Source organism: Sphingopyxis sp. (assembly GCF_035565275.1).
GTDB lineage: Bacteria > Pseudomonadota > Alphaproteobacteria > Sphingomonadales > Sphingomonadaceae > Sphingopyxis.
In genome coordinates, this window is sequence record NZ_DATMST010000146.1 from 1 (window position 1) to 21,752 (window position 21,752).

Annotated in this window: 19 protein-coding genes and 1 pseudogene; 8 read left to right on the forward strand and 12 right to left on the reverse strand. The window is 65.5% G+C overall.

What is annotated here, in order from left to right:
- Positions 1–240 (reverse strand): annotated as a pseudogene (locus VN047_RS10030) (hypothetical protein); the annotation flags it as partial.
- On the reverse strand, positions 237–362 hold the full coding sequence (locus VN047_RS10035; RefSeq protein ID WP_325542261.1) for a hypothetical protein: 126 nt from the start codon (positions 360–362) through the stop codon (positions 237–239). The gene VN047_RS10035 and the pseudogene VN047_RS10030, both read right to left, overlap by 4 nt.
- 128 nt (positions 363–490) lie before the next feature.
- Between VN047_RS10035 and VN047_RS10040 the strand changes: the two genes are divergently transcribed.
- The 4 genes from VN047_RS10040 to VN047_RS10055 all read left to right on the forward strand — a co-directional run bounded on the left by VN047_RS10040 (position 491) and on the right by VN047_RS10055 (position 4,731).
- Positions 491–1,054, forward strand: coding sequence for a shikimate kinase (locus tag VN047_RS10040; protein WP_325542263.1), 564 nt, complete (start codon positions 491–493; stop codon positions 1,052–1,054).
- Positions 1,042–2,136, forward strand: coding sequence for a 3-dehydroquinate synthase (gene aroB / locus VN047_RS10045; protein ID WP_325542265.1), 1,095 nt, complete (start codon positions 1,042–1,044; stop codon positions 2,134–2,136). Before VN047_RS10040 ends, aroB begins: the two co-directional genes overlap by 13 nt.
- Before the next feature lie 101 nt (positions 2,137–2,237).
- A complete protein-coding gene (locus VN047_RS10050; RefSeq protein WP_325542267.1) occupies positions 2,238–4,076 on the forward strand; it encodes a gamma-glutamyltransferase family protein in 1,839 nt (612 codons plus the stop codon).
- Between the two features lie 259 nt (positions 4,077–4,335).
- A complete protein-coding gene (locus VN047_RS10055; RefSeq protein WP_325542312.1) occupies positions 4,336–4,731 on the forward strand; it encodes a histidine phosphatase family protein in 396 nt (131 codons plus the stop codon).
- 116 nt (positions 4,732–4,847) lie between these two features.
- Here VN047_RS10055 and VN047_RS10060 read toward each other — a convergent pair whose 3' ends face one another.
- From VN047_RS10060 to VN047_RS10080, 5 genes are read right to left on the reverse strand one after another with little or no spacing between them, the layout of a single operon-like run.
- Positions 4,848–6,734: a cation:proton antiporter gene (locus VN047_RS10060; protein WP_325542268.1), complete on the reverse strand. Its 1,887-nt coding sequence runs from the start codon at positions 6,732–6,734 to the stop codon at positions 4,848–4,850.
- Entirely contained in the window at positions 6,731–7,159 is a 429-nt protein-coding gene (locus tag VN047_RS10065) for an iron-sulfur cluster assembly scaffold protein (RefSeq protein ID WP_325542270.1), read from the reverse strand. The genes VN047_RS10060 and VN047_RS10065 overlap by 4 nt, the downstream gene beginning before the upstream one ends.
- The gene (locus tag VN047_RS10070) at positions 7,156–7,701 is read right to left on the reverse strand and encodes a CvpA family protein (protein ID WP_325542272.1); all 546 of its coding nucleotides are present in this window, start codon (positions 7,699–7,701) and stop codon (positions 7,156–7,158) included. The genes VN047_RS10065 and VN047_RS10070 overlap by 4 nt, the downstream gene beginning before the upstream one ends.
- A 10-nt stretch (positions 7,702–7,711) precedes the next feature.
- A complete protein-coding gene (gene radA, locus VN047_RS10075) occupies positions 7,712–9,073 on the reverse strand; it encodes a DNA repair protein RadA (RefSeq protein WP_325542273.1) in 1,362 nt (453 codons plus the stop codon).
- A gap of 41 nt (positions 9,074–9,114) precedes the next feature.
- Positions 9,115–10,632, reverse strand: a complete 1,518-nt coding sequence (locus VN047_RS10080; RefSeq protein ID WP_325542275.1) for a serine hydrolase domain-containing protein — start codon at positions 10,630–10,632, stop codon at positions 9,115–9,117.
- Positions 10,633–10,877: 245 nt separating this feature from the next.
- On the opposite strand from VN047_RS10080, the gene fsa reads away from it, so the two are divergent.
- From fsa to VN047_RS10095, 3 genes are all read left to right on the forward strand, one after another.
- A complete protein-coding gene (gene fsa / locus VN047_RS10085) occupies positions 10,878–11,528 on the forward strand; it encodes a fructose-6-phosphate aldolase (protein WP_325542277.1) in 651 nt (216 codons plus the stop codon).
- A 160-nt stretch (positions 11,529–11,688) separates the two neighbouring features.
- Entirely contained in the window at positions 11,689–12,483 is a 795-nt protein-coding gene (locus tag VN047_RS10090; RefSeq protein WP_325542279.1) for an enoyl-CoA hydratase-related protein, read from the forward strand.
- 4 nt (positions 12,484–12,487) lie between these two features.
- Positions 12,488–13,984, forward strand: coding sequence for an acetyl-CoA acetyltransferase (locus VN047_RS10095; protein WP_325542314.1), 1,497 nt, complete (start codon positions 12,488–12,490; stop codon positions 13,982–13,984).
- 70 nt (positions 13,985–14,054) lie between these two features.
- Here the strand turns inward: VN047_RS10095 and VN047_RS10100 are convergent, their stop codons facing one another.
- A complete protein-coding gene (locus tag VN047_RS10100) occupies positions 14,055–15,557 on the reverse strand; it encodes an aldehyde dehydrogenase family protein (RefSeq protein WP_414712694.1) in 1,503 nt (500 codons plus the stop codon).
- 95 nt (positions 15,558–15,652) lie between these two features.
- On the opposite strand from VN047_RS10100, the gene acs reads away from it, so the two are divergent.
- A complete protein-coding gene (acs, locus tag VN047_RS10105) occupies positions 15,653–17,617 on the forward strand; it encodes an acetate--CoA ligase (protein ID WP_325542283.1) in 1,965 nt (654 codons plus the stop codon).
- A 190-nt stretch (positions 17,618–17,807) separates the two neighbouring features.
- Here the strand turns inward: acs and VN047_RS10110 are convergent, their stop codons facing one another.
- From VN047_RS10110 to VN047_RS10125, 4 genes are read right to left on the reverse strand one after another with little or no spacing between them, the layout of a single operon-like run.
- Complete coding sequence (locus tag VN047_RS10110; protein WP_325542284.1) at positions 17,808–18,539, reverse strand: peptidase; 732 nt, start codon at positions 18,537–18,539, stop codon at positions 17,808–17,810.
- Between the two features lie 46 nt (positions 18,540–18,585).
- Positions 18,586–19,389, reverse strand: a complete 804-nt coding sequence (locus tag VN047_RS10115; RefSeq protein WP_325542286.1) for a transglutaminase family protein — start codon at positions 19,387–19,389, stop codon at positions 18,586–18,588.
- 2 nt (positions 19,390–19,391) lie between these two features.
- Complete coding sequence (locus VN047_RS10120; protein ID WP_325542288.1) at positions 19,392–20,336, reverse strand: alpha-E domain-containing protein; 945 nt, start codon at positions 20,334–20,336, stop codon at positions 19,392–19,394.
- Positions 20,336–21,733: a circularly permuted type 2 ATP-grasp protein gene (locus VN047_RS10125; RefSeq protein ID WP_325542316.1), complete on the reverse strand. Its 1,398-nt coding sequence runs from the start codon at positions 21,731–21,733 to the stop codon at positions 20,336–20,338. Before VN047_RS10125 ends, VN047_RS10120 begins: the two co-directional genes overlap by 1 nt.
- Positions 21,734–21,752: the final 19 nt, after the last annotated feature.

Here is a 21,752-nt window from a genome sequence, read left to right on the forward strand (position 1 = left end):
GAGGGTCGGCGCGACGGGCGGCGGGGCCGTGCCGTTCTTCGTCGTCGCACCTGGTGCCGGCGTCGGGGTTGATCCCTGGGTTGAAGATGGCGCGGGCGTCGGGCGCGGCGCGGGCGTTTCGGCGGGGTTGCCGAAACCTTCGGGCAACAGAGATTCCTGTGCCAGCACGGGCAGGACCAGCGCGGCGGCGAGCGCGGTGCCCGACAGGCCCAGCGTCAGCGAGAGCGTCTTTACCTTCATCGCGTCGCGCTTTCGGCAATCTTGTCGGTCACGTCCACCTCAATCATTCGCGGCTCGATCGGCCGGCCCAGAAACAACAGGAACAGAAAAAACGCCGCGAGCACCAGAGCCAGCACGATCAATCGTGCAATCCAGCGGCCTTTTCCCGATCTGCCCCGTGCGCGCAATATCCAATGCCTGTCGTTCGTCTCATAGCGTACGGAGCAAAACCATTGTTCCGCGCGGTGCGAACGGTATAGCCGCGCGCACCATGTCGCGAAACCCGAAAAGCCCGGCTCCTGCCATCCCCGCGTCGATCCGCGACCGGACGGTCGTGCTCGTCGGGTTGATGGGATCGGGGAAATCGACGATCGGCCGCCGGCTTGCGCAGCGGCTCGGCATGCGGTTCGCCGACGCCGACGACGAGATCGAACGCGCGGCGGGCATGACGATCTCCGACATTTTTTCGCGCTTCGGCGAGGCGCATTTCCGCGACGGCGAACGCCGCGTCATCGCGCGGCTGCTGGCAGACCGGCCGATGGTGCTCGCAACCGGCGGCGGCGCCTTCATCAACGAAGAGACGCGCGCACTGATCCTGAAGGACAGTCTCTCGATCTGGCTCGACGCCGATATCCCGACGCTCGTCGAGCGCGTCGGCCGCCGCAGCCACCGCCCGCTGCTGAAGGACCGCGACCCGGGCGAAGTGCTGCGCGAACTCGCGGCGGTCCGCAACCCCATCTATGCCGAGGCGCACCTGCGCGTCAGTTCGGCGAGCACGCCGCACGATCATACGGTGCGCGCGATCCTGGAGGCTCTGTCGCAATGGAAAAGCTGACCGTCGAACTGGGGGCCCGCAGCTACCCGATCCTGATTGCCGACGGGTTGCTCGGCGACATCGGCACCCATATCGCACCGGTGCTGAAGCGTCCGCGCACGATGATCGTTACCGATGCCCATGTCGCCGACCATTATCTGCACCGCGTCGGCGCGTCGCTCGGCAGGGAGGGAATCTCCTTCTCCTCCTTCGTGCTCGATCCCGGCGAAGGCACCAAGAGCTGGGCGGGACTCGCGCGCCTGACCGAATGGCTGATCGGCGAAGGGGTCGAACGCAGCGACCATGTCATCGCCCTTGGCGGAGGCGTCATCGGCGATCTCGTCGGTTTCGCGTGCTCGGTCGTCAAGCGCGGCTGTCATTTCATCCAGGTCCCGACCACCCTGCTGGCGCAGGTCGATAGCAGCGTCGGCGGCAAGACCGCGATCAACGTCCCCGCAGGCAAGAACCTGATCGGCGCCTTTCACCAGCCCGCGATGGTGGTCATCGACCCGACGACGCTCGCGACGCTGCCGCGCCGCGAACTCGGCGCCGGCTATGCCGAAGTCGTCAAATACGGGCTGATCGACGACGCCGCCTTCTTCGCATGGTGCGAAGACCATGGCGCGGCGCTCCTCGCGGGCGACAGCGCGGCGCGCGCATATGCCATTGCGCACAGCGTATCGGCAAAAGCGCGCATCGTCGCCGCCGACGAGCGCGAGACGCAGGACATCCGCGCGCTGCTCAACCTCGGCCACAGCTTCGGCCACGCGCTCGAGGCCGAGACGGGCTATTCGGACCGGCTGCTCCATGGTGAGGCGGTCGCGGCGGGCATGGTGCTCGCACATCAATTCTCGGCCGCGAACGGCCTCTGCACGCCCGAAGACGCCGAACGCGTTCGCGCGCACCTCGCCAGCGTCGACCTGCCGCACAGCCTCGCCAGCGCGGGGGTCAACAGCGACGGCGCGGCACTGGCGGCGCACATGGCGCACGACAAGAAGGTGCGCGGCGGCAAGCTGCCGCTGATCCTGACGCGCGGCATCGGGCAAAGCTTCGTCACCGATCAATATGGCCTCGATACGGTGGCGGCGTTTCTGGACCGCTGAGTCTCCGGACCGTCGCCGCCAGCCGCATCGTATATCAAATCCGATCTTGCTATCGGCGGCACATCCCGCAAAACCATTCTCTTTCAGGAGGATTTGAGCCCATGCATCGTCGTACACTCCTTGCCGCCGTTCCCGCCGCCGCCCTGTTGCCGACGGCGGGAACGGCCCAGGGCGGCGGGCTCAAGGCCGCACCCAAGGCAAAGGATGTATCGCCGCGGTGGGAAGCGGGCGAAGACCGGTTCGTGCGACCCGACGTCCAGGGCGGCGACCGGCCGGTCGGGGCGAGCTTCGCGTCGCGCACCGCGGCCTATGGTCTCCACGGCGCCGCGGGTACCGCGCATCCGCTCGCGACGCAGGCGGGGATCGACATATTGAAGCGCGGCGGATCGGCGGTCGACGCGGCGATCGCGATCAACGCGTGCCTCGGGCTGCTCGAGCCGACCGCGAACGGCATCGGCGGCGACGTCTATGCGATGATCTGGGACCCGAAGACGAGGAAGCTCGCCGGCCTCGCCGGGTCGGGAAAAAGCCCGCGCGGGCTCGACCTCGCGACGGTTCGCAGCCTCGCGAAGGGCGGGACGCTGCCCGCCTATGGCGCGATCAGCGTGTCGGTGCCGGGCGCGGTCGACGGCTGGTGGACGATGCACCAGCGCTACGGGAAATTGCCATGGAAGGAGCTGTTCGAACCCGTCATCGCCCATGCTGAGGCGGGCGCGCCGGTGCCCGACATGATCGCCTATTATATCCGTCGCAGCCTCGCCGGCTTCCGCCAGCCGGGGCGCGGGATCGAGGAGATCGACAATGCGATGCGGACCTACGGGGTCAATGACGGCAAGGGGCCGGCGGCGGGACAGGTGTTCCGCAACCCCGATCTCGCGCGCACCTTCCGCCTGATCGCCGAGGGCGGACGCGACGCCTTTTATACCGGCGAGATTGCGCGCACGATCGACAGCTATTTCAAGCGGATTGGCGGCTGGCTGCGTTATGAGGATCTGGCTGCGCACAAGTCCGAATGGATCCAGCCGCACAGGACCGGATATCGCGGCACCGACGTCTATGCGCTCGGCGCGAACACCCAGGGCATCGCGACGTTGCAGATGCTCAACATCCTCGAAAATTTCGACTTGCAGGGCGCGGGGTTCCAGTCGGCGCTGTCGATCCATTTGCAGGCCGAGGCGAAGCGCCTCGCCTACGAAGATCGCGCGCGTTATTATGCCGATCCGCACTTCGCCAAAGTGCCGGTCGAATGGCTGGTTTCCAAGGAATATGCCGCCGAGCGCGCCAAGCTGATCCGCCCCGACCGGCTGCTGTCGCCGGTCCATCCGGGACAGGCGCCGAGCCGCGGCGACACGACCTATTTCAGCTGCGCCGACGAGGACGGCATGATGGTATCGATGATCCAGTCGAACTTCCGCGGCATGGGGTCGGGGCTCGTTGCCGACGGGCTCGGCTTCATGTTCCAGGACCGCGGGCAGTTGTTCAGCCTGGCTGACGGCCATCCCAACATCTATGCGCCGGGCAAGCGGCCGTTCCAGACGATCATTCCGGGCTTCGCGGCGCGCGGCGATGTGCCGTGGATGAGCTTTGGCGTGATGGGCGGCGACATGCAGCCGCAGGGGCAGGCGCAGATCATCATCAACAGCGTCGATTACGGGCTGGAAATCCAGGCAGCGGGCGATTCGCCGCGCTGGCATCATGAAGGATCGTCGGAGACGATGGGCGAAGATTCGCCTGATCTCGGCGCGAATGGCCTGCTGCGGCTCGAAAGCGGCGTTCCCGAGGCAAGCCGGCGGCGGCTCGCCGATATCGGCTGGACGATCGGCGAGCCCGACGGCGGGTTCGGACGCTATCAATGCGTCGAGCATCGCATGGACGGCGACACCCGCGTCTATGCCGCCGCAAGCGAGATGCGCGCCGACGGATGCGCGCTGGCTTATTGAGATTGAAGGGCTGCCGGGCCGAAGGACAGCCCTTGTAGAGTTTCGGAACCAGATCGAGGTGTTTCTTGGCTGTGCCGTCGCAAAGAGAAATCTATCTGGTTCGGCATGGCGAAACCGAGTGGAACGCCGCCGTCGATTCCAAGGCAAGCTCGATTCCCGACTGACCGAAAGGGGCGTGGCGCAGGCAGAGGCATAAGGACGGCGGCCTGCCGGGGTCGCGGCGGAGATAGACGGGTTCGTGGCAAGTCCGTTGGGGCGCGTGCGCGAAACCGCATCCCTCATAAAATCTTTCGGGGATTTTCCCGAGACCCGGCGGGAGCCCCGAATTGCGGAGATTTCGGTTGGTTCGTGGGACGGCCTTACACATGTAGACATAGACGCCCGGTGGCCGGGGCGATTGGACAACACGACTCCGTTCGACTGGTTCTTCCGATCACCTGACAGCGAAAGCTACGATGCTGCCATGGCACGCGTGAAACCATGGCTGGATAGTCTGGAGGGTATCGTCCTTGCCGTTTCCCATGGATTGATCGGCCGCCTCATTCGCGGAGCGTATCTCGATCTGAGCAAGGAAGACGCCCTCGGCTTGCCCGTTCCGCAGGACGTCATTTGGCGTTTGGCCAAGGGATCCGTCGAGCCTATCCGCGTTGGCTGACGCGCATCACGAACGCCCACCGGCGAATGATGTTATCGCAAGGCCGACTGTCGCCTACCCCGCCCCAAAGCTCACAGCCCGGCGAGTCCTTCGGCGCGATGGTTGTGGCGCAACGGCTAGCTCCCTGCTGCTTCTTCGCGTTCGGCCTCTTCGCGCGCCAGCTTCGCCGCCTGTCGCCGTTCGCGCAGCCTTTCGAGGATGCTCGCCGCCTGCCGCCCGCCGCCGGGCACGAAACGGTGATCCATGCCGGCCGACAGATCGCCTTCGCTGATCTGCGCATTCAGCCGTTCGGTGTCGAGGTGACGTAACGCCAGCTCGACATCGGCAATCTCCTGATCGCTGACGTCGATCTGCTTCAGCGCCATCATGCCCAGCGCGATCGAGCTTTCGAACGTCTCGCGCACCGCACCGTCGACCCCTGCTCCGTCGATCGCCATCAGCTGGCGGCGGTCGAACACGCGGGTCAGTATCTTCGCATCGGGAAAAGCCTTGACGATCGGCGCCAGCACCCCGGCATCGACGCTGCGATCGTCGGTGCAGAAGATGATCAGCCGCGCCTCTTCGGCGTCGGCCCGGCGCAGCACGTCGACCTTCAGCCCGTCACCATAATAGACTTTGGTATCGAAGCGCCCCGATACCTCGATCTGGCTCGGCTTCTTGTCGATCAGCGTCACCGAACAATCGACCGCGGTCAGCATCTGCGCGACGATCTGCCCGAACCGGCCATATCCGACGACGATCGCCGATCCGCGCGGCGCATTTTCGGGATCGTCATATTCCGACCCGTCGCTTTCGGGCGCGAATTCGAGGTTGCGCGCGAACAGCATCAGGAACGGTGTCGATACCATGGACAGCGTCACCACCGCGCTGAACAGGCTTGCCGCCTCGGGCGCGATCAACTGTGCCTGCGTCGCCTGCGTGAACAGCAGGAAGCCGAATTCGCCGCCCTGACTGAGGAGCAGACCAAGCCCGAGCGCGATCTTCCACGGCTTGCCGAACAGGCGCACGAGGATCGTAAGCACGGCAAGCTTGGTCACCACGAGTCCCGCCGCGAGCGCGGCGACGAGCAACGGCCGCGCGAGGACCGCCTGGATATCGAGCACCATACCGACGGCGAGGAAGAACAGCCCGAGCAGCACGAGACGGAACGGTTCGACGTCGGCCTCGATCTCGTGTCGATAGGGCGAATCGGCGAGCATGACGCCGGCGATGAAGGCGCCGAGCGCGGTCGACAGGTGCAGGCTGTGCATGAACGCCGCGCTCGCGAGCACGACGAGCAGCCCGACGACGACGAACAGTTCGCGCTCGCCATAGCGCCCGACGATCCGCAACAGCGGGTTGACGATGAACCGCCCGACAAGGACGAGGACGACGATCGCCCAGACGGTGAAGAAGGCGGTCTGCCATCCCGGCGGCGCGTCGGGGTTGGCGGGGGCACGCGACAGCGCGGCGACGATGGTTATCATCGGTACGATCGCGAGATCCTGGAACAGCAGGATCGAAAAGGCCTTTTCGCCAAAGGGCGAGTTGATGCGGCCCGAGCTTTTGAGGCCCGGCAGCACCTGCGCGGTCGACGACAGCGCGAGCGGCAGGCCAAGCGCCAACGCCGCCTGCCAGCTGAAACCCAGCGTGACGAGGATCAGTCCGGTCAGGATCAACCCCGTCACCACGACCTGCGCGAGGCCAAGGCCGAAGATCGCGCGCCGGAGTTCCCAGAGCCGGCGCGGATGGAGTTCGAGCCCGACGAGAAAGAGCAGGAAAGCGATGCCGATCTCGGCGAAGGCCAGCTTCGATTCGCCTCCACCGACGAGTCCCAGGCCGTGCGGGCCGACGAGTGCCCCGGCGAGCAGGTAACCCAGCACGGCACCGAGGCCGAGTCGGCGGAACACCATCACGAACAGCGTCGCGACGCCGAGCAGGATCGTCGCCTCGATCAGCACCGCATCGGTCGTCGTTTCGGCGACAGCTTCGACCCCCGCCGCGGCGAGCGCGAGCAGCGTCATACCCGCGCCCCCCGTTCCTCGAGCGCGGTGATCGCAGCATCGAAGGGCAACAGGATCGCGCCGTGGCGCGCCGGATAGTCGCGCGCGGGTGCAAGCAGGTCGAAACCCGGCCAGTCGGGCACGTCGCCGGTGCCGCCAAACCAGCCGGCAATCGCATCGCGCACCGCACGAATCGCATCGATCTCGCGACCGGGCGCATGCCGCGCCAGCAACGTCGCCGCCGCCTGTCCCAGCGCGCACGCCTCGACATGCATGCCGATCGCCGTCACCCGACCGCCCTCGTCGGTATCGAGGTCGAGGATGATGCGGCTGCCGCACAGCGGCGCCCGGGCGCTCGCATGGTAACGCGCGCCAGGGTTTGGCAGATGTTCGGCGGTCGCGACGGCCAGCGCCAGAATGTCGCGGTTGTAAAGCGGCGCGCTCATCGAACTTCGGCTTCGTCGGCCTTAGCCCCCGCCGTGCGCGCTTCGGCGCGGCGTTCGGCGATCACCTTGCTCATCGCCGCGCTCGTCGCGTTGAGCGCCGGATACGAGCGGCTTTCGGTCATCCAAGCGGGGCGCTGCGCGTTGCCGTAGCCGATGTCGTAAAGCAGCGTCACCAGCATGAAACCGATCGACGCAATCATCAGCCCCTTCACCGCACCGAATCCCGCGCCCAGCCCGCGGTCGAACCCGCCGACAAGCGAGGCGCGACTGCGTTGCCCCATCGCGCGCGACCCCCATTTGGCAAGTGCGAAAACGCCGCCGAAAAGCAGCACGAAGGCGAGCACCGCCGCGCCGCCCTCGGTCCCGACCCAGCCCGAGAGCAGGTTGGTAACGAAGGGATGAAAGAAACGCACCGCCACGATCGCCAGGATCCACGCGAGCAGCGTCGTCACCTCCTGCACAAGGCCACGCGAAAAACCGAGTACCGCGCCGCCGCCAACCAGCACCAGCACGATGATATCCAGAGCCGTCAGACTTCCCATTCGCCGGTCGCTAGTCGCGCCCGAGCATCAGGTCAACGAGTTCGCCGAGGCGGCCGAAACCGGTGACCGAAATCCCGCCGACCGGCTTCATACCCTTTGGGCCCCAGCCGCGCGAAAAACCAAGCTTCGCCGCTTCGCGCAGCCGCAGCCCGTCATGCGAAACCTGCCGCACCTCGCCCGACAGCGACAATTCGCCGAATACGATTGCGTCGGCGGGCACCGGCCGCTCGCTGAACGCAGAAATCAGCGCCGCGGCGACCGCAAGGTCGGCTGCGGGATCGGTCAGCCGGTAACCGCCCGCGATGTTGAGATAGACTTCGGCCGCGCCCATCTGCAGCCCGCAGCGTGCCTCAAGCACCGCGAGCACCATCGCGAGCCGCCCGCTGTCCCAGCCGACGACGGCCCTGCGAGGCGTCGCCCCGCTCGCGAGGCGCACGGTCAGCGCCTGCACTTCGACGAGCACCGGGCGCGTGCCCTCCAACGCGGGGAACACAACCGAGCCGGGAACATCCCGGCTGCGATCGGTCAGAAACAGGCTAGACGGGTTGCTGACTTCCCCCAGCCCCTCCTCGCCCATCGCGAATACCCCGATCTCGTCGGTGCCGCCGAAGCGGTTCTTCACGGCGCGCAGGATGCGATACTGGTGGCTGCGCTCGCCTTCGAACGCCAGCACCGTATCGACCATATGCTCGAGTACGCGCGGTCCTGCTATCGTCCCGTCCTTCGTGACATGCCCGACAAGCACGATCGCGGCATCGCTGTCCTTGGCATAGCGGATCAGCTCCTGCGCGCTGGCGCGAACCTGACTTACCGTTCCCGGCGCGCTGTCGATCAGGTCGCTGTGCATCGTCTGGATCGAATCGATCACCACGAAATCGGCGTCGCGGCCGTCGAGCGTCGCCAGGATGTCGCGCACCGATGTCGCGCTTGCGAGCGCGACGGGTGCGTTGCCAAGCCCGAGCCGCTGTGCACGCAGCCGCACCTGCGCCGCCGCCTCTTCGCCGCTGATATAGACGACCGACTTGCCGGCCTTCGCAAGCCGTCCCGCCGCCTGCAACAGCAAGGTCGACTTCCCGATCCCCGGGTCGCCGCCGATCAGCGTGGCCGACCCCGCGACGAAACCACCGCCCAGCGCGCGGTCGAATTCGGCGATCCCGCACAGCATCCGCTCGGGCATCTTGCTCTCGGCATCGAGCGTTTCGAGCGCGAGCGTGCGCCCGCCCTTGCTCAGGTCGTGCTTCGCCGAAAAGACGGTTTCACCCGCTTCCTCGACCAGCGTGTTCCACTCGCCGCAATCGGCGCATTGCCCCTGCCAGCGGTAAGTGGCGGAGCCGCAGTTCTGGCAGACATATTGACGCTTCGCTTTGGCCATCCTCGCCGCATAATCGGAACAAAGATGGAACGCCAGTGCTTTCAGGTCTGGACTTTGTCGAAAAGCAAAGTCCCGCCTCCGCCGATAACGGTCAGGCTTCGCACCGAACGATCGGCGCCGCGATCGAACGACAGCTGCAGGGTTCCCGCCGGTATATAGGCGTCAGGCACGACGAACCGGTTGCCCGTCACCGGCACGAGCTTTCGCACCTTACCCTTGGCGATCATGCGCACGCCTTCGGCGGACCGGGCAATCTCGATCTGATCGGCGCTGAAGCCCGTATCGAGAATGCCCGCGAGTTGAAGGCTTTGATCCGTCCGCCGCTTGTAGCTGCCAACAAAGCCGTCACTGATCGAGGCGGTCGCAATCGGGGCGGTCCGCACCGACCAGTCGCCCGGCCAGGAGAAGGCGTCCGACACTGCATTGCGGATTTCATCGCCCAGAAGGTCGCCATTCGCACCGTTGGTCACAATGACGAGGCCATCGCCGGTGACAAGATTGCCTTCGATATAGGCCTTGTAGCTATCGTTTGCTCCGGCGTGATGGAAAATGCGCGCCACCCCTTCGCCGGCGAGACGCGGTCCCGGACCGAAAGAACCCGGCGACACCGCCGTCATCATATCGACCGCCAGATCTTGCGGCAAAAAACCGCCCGGCGCGCGGTAGCTTGCCCCCAGCGCGAGAACGAGACGGCCCAGATCGTTTGCGGAGGTCCAAAGTCCCGATGGGGCGAGTTCGGGAAAGCTTTGCCATCCACGGGGAAGCGCGACGGGTTTTCCGTCGCGGTCATGGGCGTGGGCGATGTCCGGCGTATCGGCCGCCGGCGCGGCATCGAACCGGCTTCGCTTCATACCGAGCGGCGCAAACAGATAGCGCCGCGCCGCCGAACCGAACGGCGCGCCGAGTGCATCCTCGATCACTGCCTGAACGATCATGTAGCCGCCGCCCGAATAGCGCGACCGCGTCCCGGCGGCATCGATTCGCTCCAGCGGTTTGTTCAGCGCCGGTGCCGCGCCATCGAGGGTCTGGACCAGCGTCGGCATCGGCGCATCGGGCGCGATGTCCTGAAAGCCATGCACGTTGAAGCCCGCGGTGTGCGACAGCAGCATCCGCAAGGTGATGGCGGTGCTGTCACCCGCCGGACCCGCGGGAACCCGCCAGCGCTTCAGCCAACGTTCGATATTCCGGTCGAGGTCCAGATGGCCCAGCGCAACGAGTTTCAGGCAGAGCGCTGCCGCCGCGACCTTGCTGACCGATCCCACGGAAAAGAGCGTATCGGGTCCGACGGGAGCGGCCCGCCCGGCGACGCAGACGCCGTGACCGGTCGCGCTGTGAACCCGCCCGTCGCGCAAGATCGCGATCGCGGCGCCCGCAACACCGCCACGCGCCATCCGTTCGGCAAGCGTCCAGCGTTCGGCCCCGGTGTGAACCGTCGGCCGAAGCCGATGTTCAAAACTGCCGCGCGATTCGGCCGCTCGCGCTTGAGCGGATGGCAAAAGGCCGGCGAGCGGCAGGGTCAGGCTGCCGGCGAGAATGTGGCGTCGTTCGAAAAATGGCATAGCGTCCACCGTTTGTCGGCAGCGCCCGCCTGTTGTCGTTCCAACGCCGATCCGGTGCCCTGATCGGCGCGTTGATTTGCTGTCGCCGACGACGACGCGCCATTTCCATGCACATCGACATCCCGCCAGTCAATTACAGGCGCCGATCCACCAGCCTGTTTGGCCTCGGCCACGGGAGGGCTATAGGCGGAACCACGAATCGCCCGGCCCGACAGGGGCTCGCCCGAACAAGGACTATCCGCACCATGAAATTCTTCGCCGACACCGCCGAAATTGCCGAAATCCAGGAACTCGCCGCGACCGGCCTGCTCGACGGGGTCACCACCAATCCGTCGCTGATCGCCAAGTCGGGACGCGACTTCAAGGAAGTGACGAAGGAAATCTGCGCGCTGACCGCCGGCCCGGTGTCGGCCGAGGTCGTCGCGCTCGACCATGAAACGATGATGAAGGAGGCCGAAATCCTCCGCAAGATCGCCGATAACGTCTGCATCAAGGTGCCGCTGACGATTGACGGTTTGAAGACCTGCAAGGCGTTGACCAGCGACGGCACGATGGTCAATGTCACCCTCTGCTTCTCGGCTGCGCAGGCGTTGCTCGCCGCGAAGGCCGGTGCGACCTTCGTCTCGCCCTTCGTCGGCCGCCACGACGACAACGGTTTCGACGGCATGCAGCTGATCGAAGATATCCGGCTGATCTATAACAATTACGCCTATGAGACCGAAATCCTCGTCGCGAGCGTCCGCCACGGCATCCATGTGCTCGAGGCCGCCAAGATCGGTGCCGACGTGATGACCGCGCCGCCCTCGGTGATCAAGGGCCTGTTCAAGCATATCCTGACCGAAAAGGGCATCGAAGGCTTCCTCGCCGACTGGGCGAAGACCGGACAATCGATCTGATCTTCCGCCGTCGCCCCCCGCGAAGGCGGGGCCGCTGGCAACCTTGCGCTAGGCCGATAGCGGCCCCCGCCTTCGCGGGGGCGACGGCCATTCCTCCAGCTTTCCAGTTGACGTAAACGTCAACCACCCGCGATACTCCCCCGAAACGGAGAGATTCGCGATGACCGACACCACCATCCTCACCGAACGCCGTGGGCATATCCTGATCGTCACGATCAACCGGCCCGAAGCGCGCAACGCGGTCAACGCCGCGGTTCATGTCGGCATCGGCACCGCGCTCGAGGAGGCGGAAGCCGATCCGGAAATCCGCGCCGTCGTGATCACCGGTGCGGGCGACAGGAGCTTCTGCGCTGGCGCCGACCTGGTCGCGCTGTCGCGGGGCGAGAGCCTCGCTCCCGACGACCCCGCCCAGCAAGCGTGGGGCTTCGCCGGCATGGTGTCGCACCCGATCTCGAAACCGGTCATCGCGGCGGTCAACGGCTTCGCTTTCGGCGGCGGCTGCGAAATCGCCCTGATGAGCGACATCATCGTCGCCGCCGATCATGCCCAGTTCGGCCTGCCCGAGGTCAAGGTGGGGCTGTTCGCGGCGGCGGGCGGCGCGTTCCGCCTCGCGCAGCAGCTGCCACGCAAGCTCGCGATGGAATATATGCTCACGGGCGATCCGATCCCCGCCGCGCGCGCCGCCGAGTTCGGTCTCGTCAATCATGTCGTCCCGCTCGCCGACCTGATGCCGACTGCGCTTGCGCTCGCCGAAAAGATCGCGGGCAACGCCCCGTTGTCGGTGCAGGTGTCGAAGCGCGTCGCGCTCGGCATCCAGGACGGACGCATCGCCTCGGACGCGGCCTTTTGGGAGCATAATACGATCGAACGGTCGATGCTGATGCGCAGCGAGGATGCGCGCGAAGGGCCGCTTGCCTTCGCGCAGAAGCGCAAGCCCGAGTGGAAGGCGCGCTGACATGATGACCGATCCCGAGCGCATTCCCGTCATCATCGGCGTCGGGCAGGTCAACGACCGGCCCGACGATCCCGACCGGGGCCTCGATTCGCTCGGGCTGATGATCGCAGCGCTGAAGATCGCGGCGGAGGATGCCGGCGTTCCGCTCGCCGAAATCGACAGTCTCGCCATTGTCGACCAGATCAGCTTCCACAGCCTCGGCAAGCTGCCCGAACCGCTTGCCGCCGCGATCGGGGCAACGCCCGCAATCAATTATCAGTCGGCCGCGCCGCACGGCGACACGCCCATCCGCCTGCTCAACGAAGCCGCGAACCGCATCGGCGCGGGTGAGGTCAAGCTCGCCGCGATTGTCGGAGCCGAAGCGCTCCGTACCGCTGCGGGTCGCGCCGCCAAGGCCGCAAGCGGCGAGGACAAAAGCTATAACGCGATCCGCAAGGTCGCGACCCGGCGCGAACCTGATTACGCGCAGAAGCACGGCCTCGCCGCGCCGGTCGATGTCTATCCGCTTTACGAAAATGCAACGCGTGCGGCGTGGGGCGACAGCCTCGCCAAGGCGCAGTTCGAAAGCGCCGAAATCTGGTCACGCTTTTCGGAGGTTGCGGCCGCCAACGACGGCGCGTGGATCCGCAAGCCTGTGTCGCCCGAAGACATCCTCCATGTCGACGAGCGCAATCGCCCGATCGCCTTCCCCTATTCGAAGCTGATGGTCGCCAATTCATCGGTGAACCAGGGCGCAGGCTTCCTTGTCGCGAGCCTTGCCGAAGCCCGCCGCCGCGGCATTGCCGAAGACCGCCTGATCTATGTCGGCATGGGCGCCGCGGCAAAGGAACCCGCGAGCATCCTTCACCGCGACCGCTACGACGGCAGCGTCAGCATGGAAACGTCGATCAGACGGACGCTCGAATTGAACGCGATGGGTGTCGACGATTTCGACTGCGTCGAGCTTTACAGCTGCTTTCCCTGCGTGCCCAAGATGGCGCGCCGCATCCTCGGCTGGCCGTGGGATCGCCCCGCGACGGTGTTCGGCGGCCTGACCTTCGGCGGCGGCCCGATCGCCAATTATATGAGCCATGCAGTCGTTTCGATGGCAGAGAAGCTGCGCAAGGAGGGTCGCTACGGCTTCCTTTTTGCCAATGGCGGCTTCGCGACCGACAATCATTGCATCGTGCTGGGACGCGAGCCGATCCCAGCCGCAAGTTTCCCGCAGGATTTCGATTATCAGGCCGAGGCCGAAGCAAAGCGCGGCCCGGTACCCGCGCTGGTCGAGGATTATGCCGGAGTAGCGACGATCGAAAGCTATACGGTGTTCTACGGCCGCGATGGCAGTCCGAAGGACGGCGTCATTGTGGCCCGTACGCCCGAGGGCAAGCGCACGCTCGCGCATGTCGATGTCAGCGATGCAGCGATGCTGGCGTTCCTGACCGACGGAACGAACGAGCCGGTTGGCGTCGAGGGGCGGATCGTCGCGCTCGATGAAGGCTTCGGCTGGCAGGCGGCCTGAGCTGCGCCCCGGCGAAAGCCGGGGACGATGGCGTCGACGTCACTGGTCCCCGGCTTTCGCCGGGGCACAATTACAGCTCGAACGAAACCCCCTGCGCCAAAGGCAGTGCATCCGAATAATTCAGCGTATTCGTCGCGCGCCGCATATAGGCTTTCCAGCTGTCCGACCCGGACTCACGGCCACCGCCCGTCTCCTTCTCGCCACCGAACGCGCCACCGATTTCAGCGCCCGACGTGCCGAGATTGACATTCGCGATGCCGCAATCGCTCGCGACCAGAAAACGTTCGGCCTCGCGCATATCGGTCGTGAAGATCGCCGACGAGAGCCCCGCCGCAACGTCGTTGTGCAGCGCGATCACCGCATCGAGGTCGTAATAGCGCATCACATAGAGGATCGGCGCGAACGTCTCTTCAAGCACCGGCCCAACCTGCCCCGGCATCTCGACAAGCGCGGGCTTCACGTAAAAACTCGCGCCCTCGCCGACGCGTTCACCGCCGTGCACGACACCGCCTGCGGCCGTCGCGGCGGTCAGCGCTTCCTGCATCATCTCATAGGCCGCGCGGTCGATCAGCGGCCCGACAAGCACCTCGCCTTCGATCGGATTGCCGACGCCGACGCTGGCAAAGGCCGCCTTCAGCCGCGCAACGAAACCGTCGTAGATGCTGTCGTGGACGAACAGGCGCCGCGTCGTCGTGCAGCGCTGCCCCGCGGTTCCCATCGCGCCGAACGCAACCCCGCGAAGCGCGAGATCGAGATCGGCCGACGGCGCGACGATCACGCCATTGTTGCCGCCGAGCTCGAGAATCGCGCGAGCGAAACGCTGTGCCAGTCGCGGCGCCACCGCGCGGCCCATGCGCGTCGACCCCGTCGCCGACACCAGCGCGATCCGCCTGTCGTCGACCAGCGCCTCGCCTGCGTCGCGCCCGCCGATCAGCAACTGCGCCAGTCCCTCGGGCGCATCGCCGAACCGCGCGACTGCGCGCCCGAAAATCGCCTGCGTCGCCAATGCCGTCAGCGGCGTCTTCTCCGACGGTTTCCACACGACGCTGTTGCCGCACACGAGCGCGACTGCCGCATTCCATGCCCATACCGCGACGGGAAAGTTGAACGCCGAAATCACTCCGACAGGCCCCAGCGGATGCCAGACCTCCATCATCCGGTGCCCCGGCCGCTCGGTCGCGATCGTCAGGCCGTAGAGCTGGCGCGAGAGCCCGACCGCAAAATCGCAGATGTCGATCATCTCCTGCACCTCGCCCGCGCCTTCGGACGGAATCTTGCCCGCTTCGACCGTCACCAGCCTGGCAAGATCGTCCTTCGCGGCGCGCAGTTCCTCGCCCCACAACCGCACCAGTTCGCCGCGACGCGGCGCGGGAACGTGGCGCCACGCGCGGAAAGCCGCGCTTGCCCTGTCGAGCGTCCTGTCGATCGCCGCTGGATCGACGACCTGCACCATGCCGATTTGCTCGCCGGTCAGCGGCGTCACCGACGGCATCGATCCTTCGGCCCACTGCGCACGGTCGACGCCCAGTCCGTCAAGCAGGCGTCCGATCTCCTGGCCCAATTCGCTCATCATATGTCCCTTCACCGGCGCCAGCGCGCCCTTGCAGTTTGTGGCTCGCGGGTTATCGCAGCGGGCGAACAATGCAAACCCGAATGGGAGAGTCGCCCGTGTCCGAACTGCCCCCCTCCGAACCTTTTGTCCCGGTCCCCGCCGACGCCGCCGCGAACACGCATTGCAGCGTAGCCGATTACGACCGGCTCTATGCACAGAGCATCGACGATCCCGACGCCTTCTGGGCCGAACAGGCGAAGCGCGTCGACTGGATCAAGCCGCCGACCACGATCGCGGGCTGGTCGTATGATCCTGTCGAGATCAAATGGTATGAGGATGGCATTCTCAACCTTTGCCACAACGCCGTCGACCGCCACGTCGCCGCGGGACATGGCGACCGCATCGCGATCATTTTCGAACCCGACGCCCCCGACGGTGCGACGCGCCACATCAGCTATGCCGCGCTGCTCGCCGACGTCATCCGCTTCGCGAACACGCTGAAGAAAATGGGCGTCAAAAAGGGCGACCGCGTCACCATCTACATGCCGATGATCCCCGAAGGCGCGGTGGCGATGCTCGCCTGCGCGCGCATCGGCGCGGTGCACAGCGTCGTCTTCGGTGGTTTCTCGCCCGAAGCGATCCATGGCCGGATCGAGGATTGCGCCAGCGACTGGGTGATCTGCGCCGACGAGGGCCTCCGCGGCGGCAAGACCGTGCCGCTCAAGGCCAACGTCGACAAGGCGCTCGAACGCGTCGATGTGAAGGCGGTGCTCGTCATCGCGCACACCGGCGGCGACGTCGCGATGAAGGAGGGCCGCGATCACTGGTACGACGCGCTGTCGGCCGACGTCGATGCCGACTGCCCGTGCGAGCCGATGGGTGCCGAGGATCCGCTCTTCATCCTCTATACCTCGGGTTCGACCGGTAAGCCCAAGGGCGTGCTGCACACGGTCGGCGGCTACAGCGTCTGGACCGCGAGCACTTTCCATTACGGTTTCGACTATCGCCCCGGCGAAATTTTCTGGTGCAGCGCCGACATCGGCTGGGTCACGGGGCACAGCTATGTCGTCTACGGTCCCTTACAGAACGGCGCGACAACGCTGATGTTCGAAGGGGTGCCCAATTATCCGGGTCACGACCGCTTCTGGCAGGTGGTCGACAAGCACAAGGTCAACATTCTCTACACCGCACCGACTGCGATCCGCGCGCTGATGCGCGAGGGCGACGATTATGTGACGCGCCACGACCTGTCGTCGATCCGCCTGCTTGGCAGCGTCGGCGAACCGATCAATCCCGAGGCGTGGCGCTGGTACCATCAGGTCGTCGGCAAGGGCCGCGTTCCGGTCGTCGATACCTGGTGGCAGACCGAAACGGGCGGGATCATGATCACCACCCTGCCCGGTGCGCACCCGATGCAGCCGGGCAGCGCGGGGCGTCCCTTCTTCGGCGTCCGTCCCCAGCTCGTCGATGCGGAGGGCAGCGTGCTCGTCGACGAGCAGACCGGCGGCGCGTCAGAAGGCAACCTCTGCATCACGCACAGCTGGCCGGGGCAGGCGCGCACCATCTATGGCGATCATGACCGTTTCGTTCAGACCTATTTCTCGACGTACAAGGGCAAATATTTCACCGGGGACGGCTGCCGCCGCGACGCCGACGGATATTGGCGGATCACCGGGCGCGTCGACGATGTCATCAACGTGTCGGGCCATCGCATGGGCACCGCCGAAGTCGAAAGCGCGCTCGTCCTCCACGACCTTGTCGCCGAGGCCGCGGTCGTCGGCTTCCCGCACGACATCAAGGGTCAGGGCATTTACGCCTATGTCACATTGAACGCCGGTGTCGATCCGACCGAAGAGGTCGCTGCAGCCCTGAAACAGCAGGTGCGCACCGAGATCGGCCCGATCGCGACGCCCGACCATATCCATCTGACCCCGGGCCTGCCCAAGACGCGATCGGGCAAGATCATGCGGCGTATCCTGCGAAAGATCGCCGAGAATGATTTCGGATCTCTGGGGGATACATCGACGCTCGCCGATCCCGGTCTCGTCGACGGGCTGATCGAGGGGCGGAAGAACCGCTGAGCGGCGGGCGCGCCAGCACCCGGATAGGCCCTATCATGCTTTGGTATGGTTGAACGGGAAGCTGCGGCTCGCCATATGGAGGGCACCCCCGGTTCCGGCCGCTCCTCCCCCTCCCTGACGGCCGGAACAACAAGGCCCGGAAGGTCATGCGCCTTCCGGGCCCTTTCTTTCCTGCAAACGTCTGTCGACGTCAGAAATGAAAGTCGGGCAGTTCGGCCAGCGCGATCCCCAGCGCCTCGGCCCAGCCGTTCGCGACGCTTTCGAAATAGGGGTCGTTGCGTTCGAAGCGGCGTTCGCGGACGGTGGTGAAATCGTCGCGCTCGTGGATTTTCAGGTCGATCGGCAGATCAACGCCCGCGTTCGCGCGGATCGTCGAATCGAACGACACGCAGAGCAGCTTCACCGCATCCTCGAACGACATCGCGGGATCGTAGGAGCGCACGATGATCGGGCGGCCGTACTTGGTCTCGCCGATCTGGAAGAAAGGATTGTCTTCGCCCGCCTCGATGAAATTGCCCTCGGGATAGACGAGGAACAGCCGCGGCTCGGCGCCCTTGATCTGCCCGCCGACGATCAGCGAGGCGCGGAACAATGATTCGGCCGCCGGCCCCTCGTCATTGTGGCGCATCACGATGCCGCGGAGCATTTCGCCGATGATCGTCGCGACCTGAAACATCGACGGCGCGGCGAGGATCGACGGTTGCCGGTCTTCGGGCGCCTTGGTCCGCTCGTCGAGCAGGCTCACGACGGCTTGCGTCGTCGCGAGATTGCCCGCGGACATCAGCGTGATCACACGCTCGCCCGGGACGTGCCAGCTTCGCATCTTGCGGACCTGCGAGATGTCGTCGACGCCCGCATTGGTGCGGGTGTCCGACATGAACACCAATCCCTTGTTCAACCGCATGCCAACGCAATAAGTCATCGAATCCCGTTTCCCCGCCCGGATCGGTTGCCGTCGTCCAGTCCGCTTATTGCTGGACCTGCAATTGGACAACCAGATTTTCCTGCGCTGCACCATAGCGCATGCCGCGAACCGGGGCGGCGTCGCGATAGTCAAGGCCGGTCGCGACACGAATATAGCGCTGGTCGGGCGAGTGGCCGTTGCTCACGTCGAAACCGATCCAGCCGATATGCTCGAAATACGCCTCGGCCCAGGCGTGGGTTGCGTCCTGATGAGTCCGGTCGTTCATCATCAGATAGCCCGAGACATAGCGCGCCGGGTGCCCGAGGTGGCGCATCGCGGCGATGAAGATATGCGCATGGTCCTGGCACACGCCGCCCTCGCCGCCCAGCGCCTGTTCGGCGCTCGTTTCGGCATCGGTAATGCCGATGCGATAGGCCAGCCGGTCGATGATCAGTGCCGACAGCGCGTGCGCGCGCTCGATATCCGACGCGAAATCGCGGCCGAGTTCGGCGGCAAGCGAGCGTATCCCGCGTCCCGCGCGCGTCAGCGGGGTCGGGCGCAGGAAGGTCCAGAGCGGCATCGCGCCGCGATGCGGGCCGATCACCCCGTCCCACGTCACGAGTTCGACCTCGCCCGCGCAGCGGATGATCAGTTCGCTCGCGCCGCTGTCAACCGAGACAAGATCCACGCCATTGCCTTGATGATCGGTATAATGGAGCTGCTGCACCCCGCCCTCGATCGTGATCGACCAGTTGTGGATCAACTGTTGTCCCGGTCGTTCCTTCGGCGTCAGCTTGAGCTGTTGCAGCGCATAGGCGACGTAGCCGTCGAAATTATAGTGCGTGGTATGTTCGACGCGAAGGCGCATACTCACTCCACAAACCGGTAATCGCGCTCGATCTGTCGCGCGAGCGCGGCATTGGCGCGAAGGAATTCGGTGATGAACTCATGCAAGCCCCCGTCGAAGATCGACTGGATCGGGCGCGACAGCCGGTCACGACAGATCGCCGTCCCCATTCGCACGGCTTCGGTTTCCTCGTCATAGGTGCGCTGAAGCAGGCCGAGATTGTCGTTCATCTGGTCGCAGCAGAAAGCGAGGCTGCGCGGCATCTGCTTGTAGAGGATCAGGAATTCGGCGATTTTCAACGCACTGATCTCGGCACCGTATAGCCAGTGATAAGCGCGATGGGCCGAAACCGAGCGCAGGATCGTCTCCCACTGCACATTGTCGATCGAGCTGCCGATATGCGCGACCGATGGCAGCAACAGGTAATATTTGACGTCGAGAATGCGCGCCGTGTTGTCGGCGCGCTCGAGAAAGGTGCCGAGCCGCGCGAAATTATAGCCGTCGTTGCGCAGCATCGTCCCCGAGAAGGTCCCGCCAACCTGCGCGCTCTGTTGGCGGATCGCGGCGAGCACGTCGGGCAGGTCGTCTTCGCGCACCTGCCGCTTGAGCAGGGTCCCGAGCGTCATCCAGCATGTGTTGACCGCCTCCCAGACCTCGCGCGTCAGATAGGTCCGCGCGGTGCGCGCATTGTCGCGCGCGCGCTTCACGACCGAGATGATGCTCGACGGGTTCGCGGGGTCGCGCAGCAGGAAATCGACGACGCGCTGCGAGGTATAATCCTCGCCATGCGCCTGCCGGAACGCGAAGTCCTGTCCGGCGGTGACGAGCACCGACCGCCATTCGGACCGCGCGGTGCTCGACCGCGTGAGCGCGATCCGGAACCCCGCATCGATCAGCCGCGCATTGTTTTCGCTGCGCTCGAGATAGCGCGCCATCCAGTACAGGCTGCCTGCGGTTTTCCCGAGCATCAGTCTTCCAATACCCAAGTGTCCTTGGTACCGCCGCCCTGGCTTGAATTCACGACCAGTGATCCCTTGCTCATCGCAACGCGCGTCAGCCCGCCGGGCGTGATCCTGATCCCCTGCGGCGACATCAGCACGAAGGGACGCAGGTCGACGTGGCGTGGCGCGAGCCCCGCCCTGGTGAAGATCGGCACGGTCGAGAGCGAGAGCGTCGGCTGGGCTATATAATTGCGCGGATTCGCCTCCAGCTTGGCGCGGAATGCCGCAATCTCCTTCTTGCTCGCCGCCGGCCCGACGAGCATGCCGTAACCGCCCGACCCGTGGACCTCTTTCACAACAAGCTCGGGCAGCCGGTCGAGCACTTCGCGCAGATGCTCGGGCTCCGAGCAGCGCCACGTCGGCACATTGGGCAGCAGCGCCTTCTCTCCCGTGTAGAATTCGATGATGTCGGGCATGTAGCTGTAAAGCGCCTTGTCGTCGGCGATCCCCGTCCCCGGCGCATTGGCGATGGTGATCCCGCCGGCGCGATAGACGTCCCAGATCCCCGGAACCCCCAACACCGAGTCCGGTCGGAAGTTGAGCGGATCGAGGAAATCGTCATCGACGCGGCGATACAGGACGTCGATCGGCGTATAGCCCTGCGTCGTGCGCATCGCCACGCGTCCGTCGGCGACGCGCAGGTCGTGCCCCTCGACCAGCTCGGCGCCCATCTGGTCGGCAAGGAAGCTGTGTTCGAAATAGGCGCTGTTGTGGATGCCCGGCGTCAGCACCGCGACCGTGGGCGTTCCGTTGCAGGCAGGCGGGGCGCAGGCGGCGAGCGACTTCAGAAGGTTGAGCGGATAATCGCTCACCTCGCGTACGGAAATCTTCGCGAACAGCTCGGGGAACATCTGGAGCATCGTCTCGCGGTTCTCGAGCATGTACGAGACGCCCGAAGGCGTGCGCGCATTATCCTCGAGCACATAATATTCGTCCGCGCCGGTGCGGACGATGTCGATGCCGCTGATGTGGGTGTAGACGCCGCCCGGCGGATCCATGCCCATCATCATCGGCAGAAAGGCCTCGTTGCGCGCGATGAGCTCGGTCGGAACACGCCCCGCGCGCAATATTTCCTGCCGGTGATAGATGTCGTGAAGGAAGGCGTTCAACGCGCGCACGCGCTGCTCGATCCCGCGCGACAGACGCCGCCATTCTCCCGCCGCGATGATCCGCGGGACAACGTCGAAGGGGATCAGCCGCTCGTCGGCCTCATCCTCGCCATAGACGTTGAAGGTGATGCCCGTGGTGCGGAAAAAGGCTTCGGCCTGCCGCCCCTTGCGCTGGATTCGCGCCGCGTCCTCGCGGTCGAACCAGTCATGATATTCGCGATAGGGCGAACGGACCTCGCCCCCCTGCCCCGTCATCTCGTCGAAAAAGGAAATG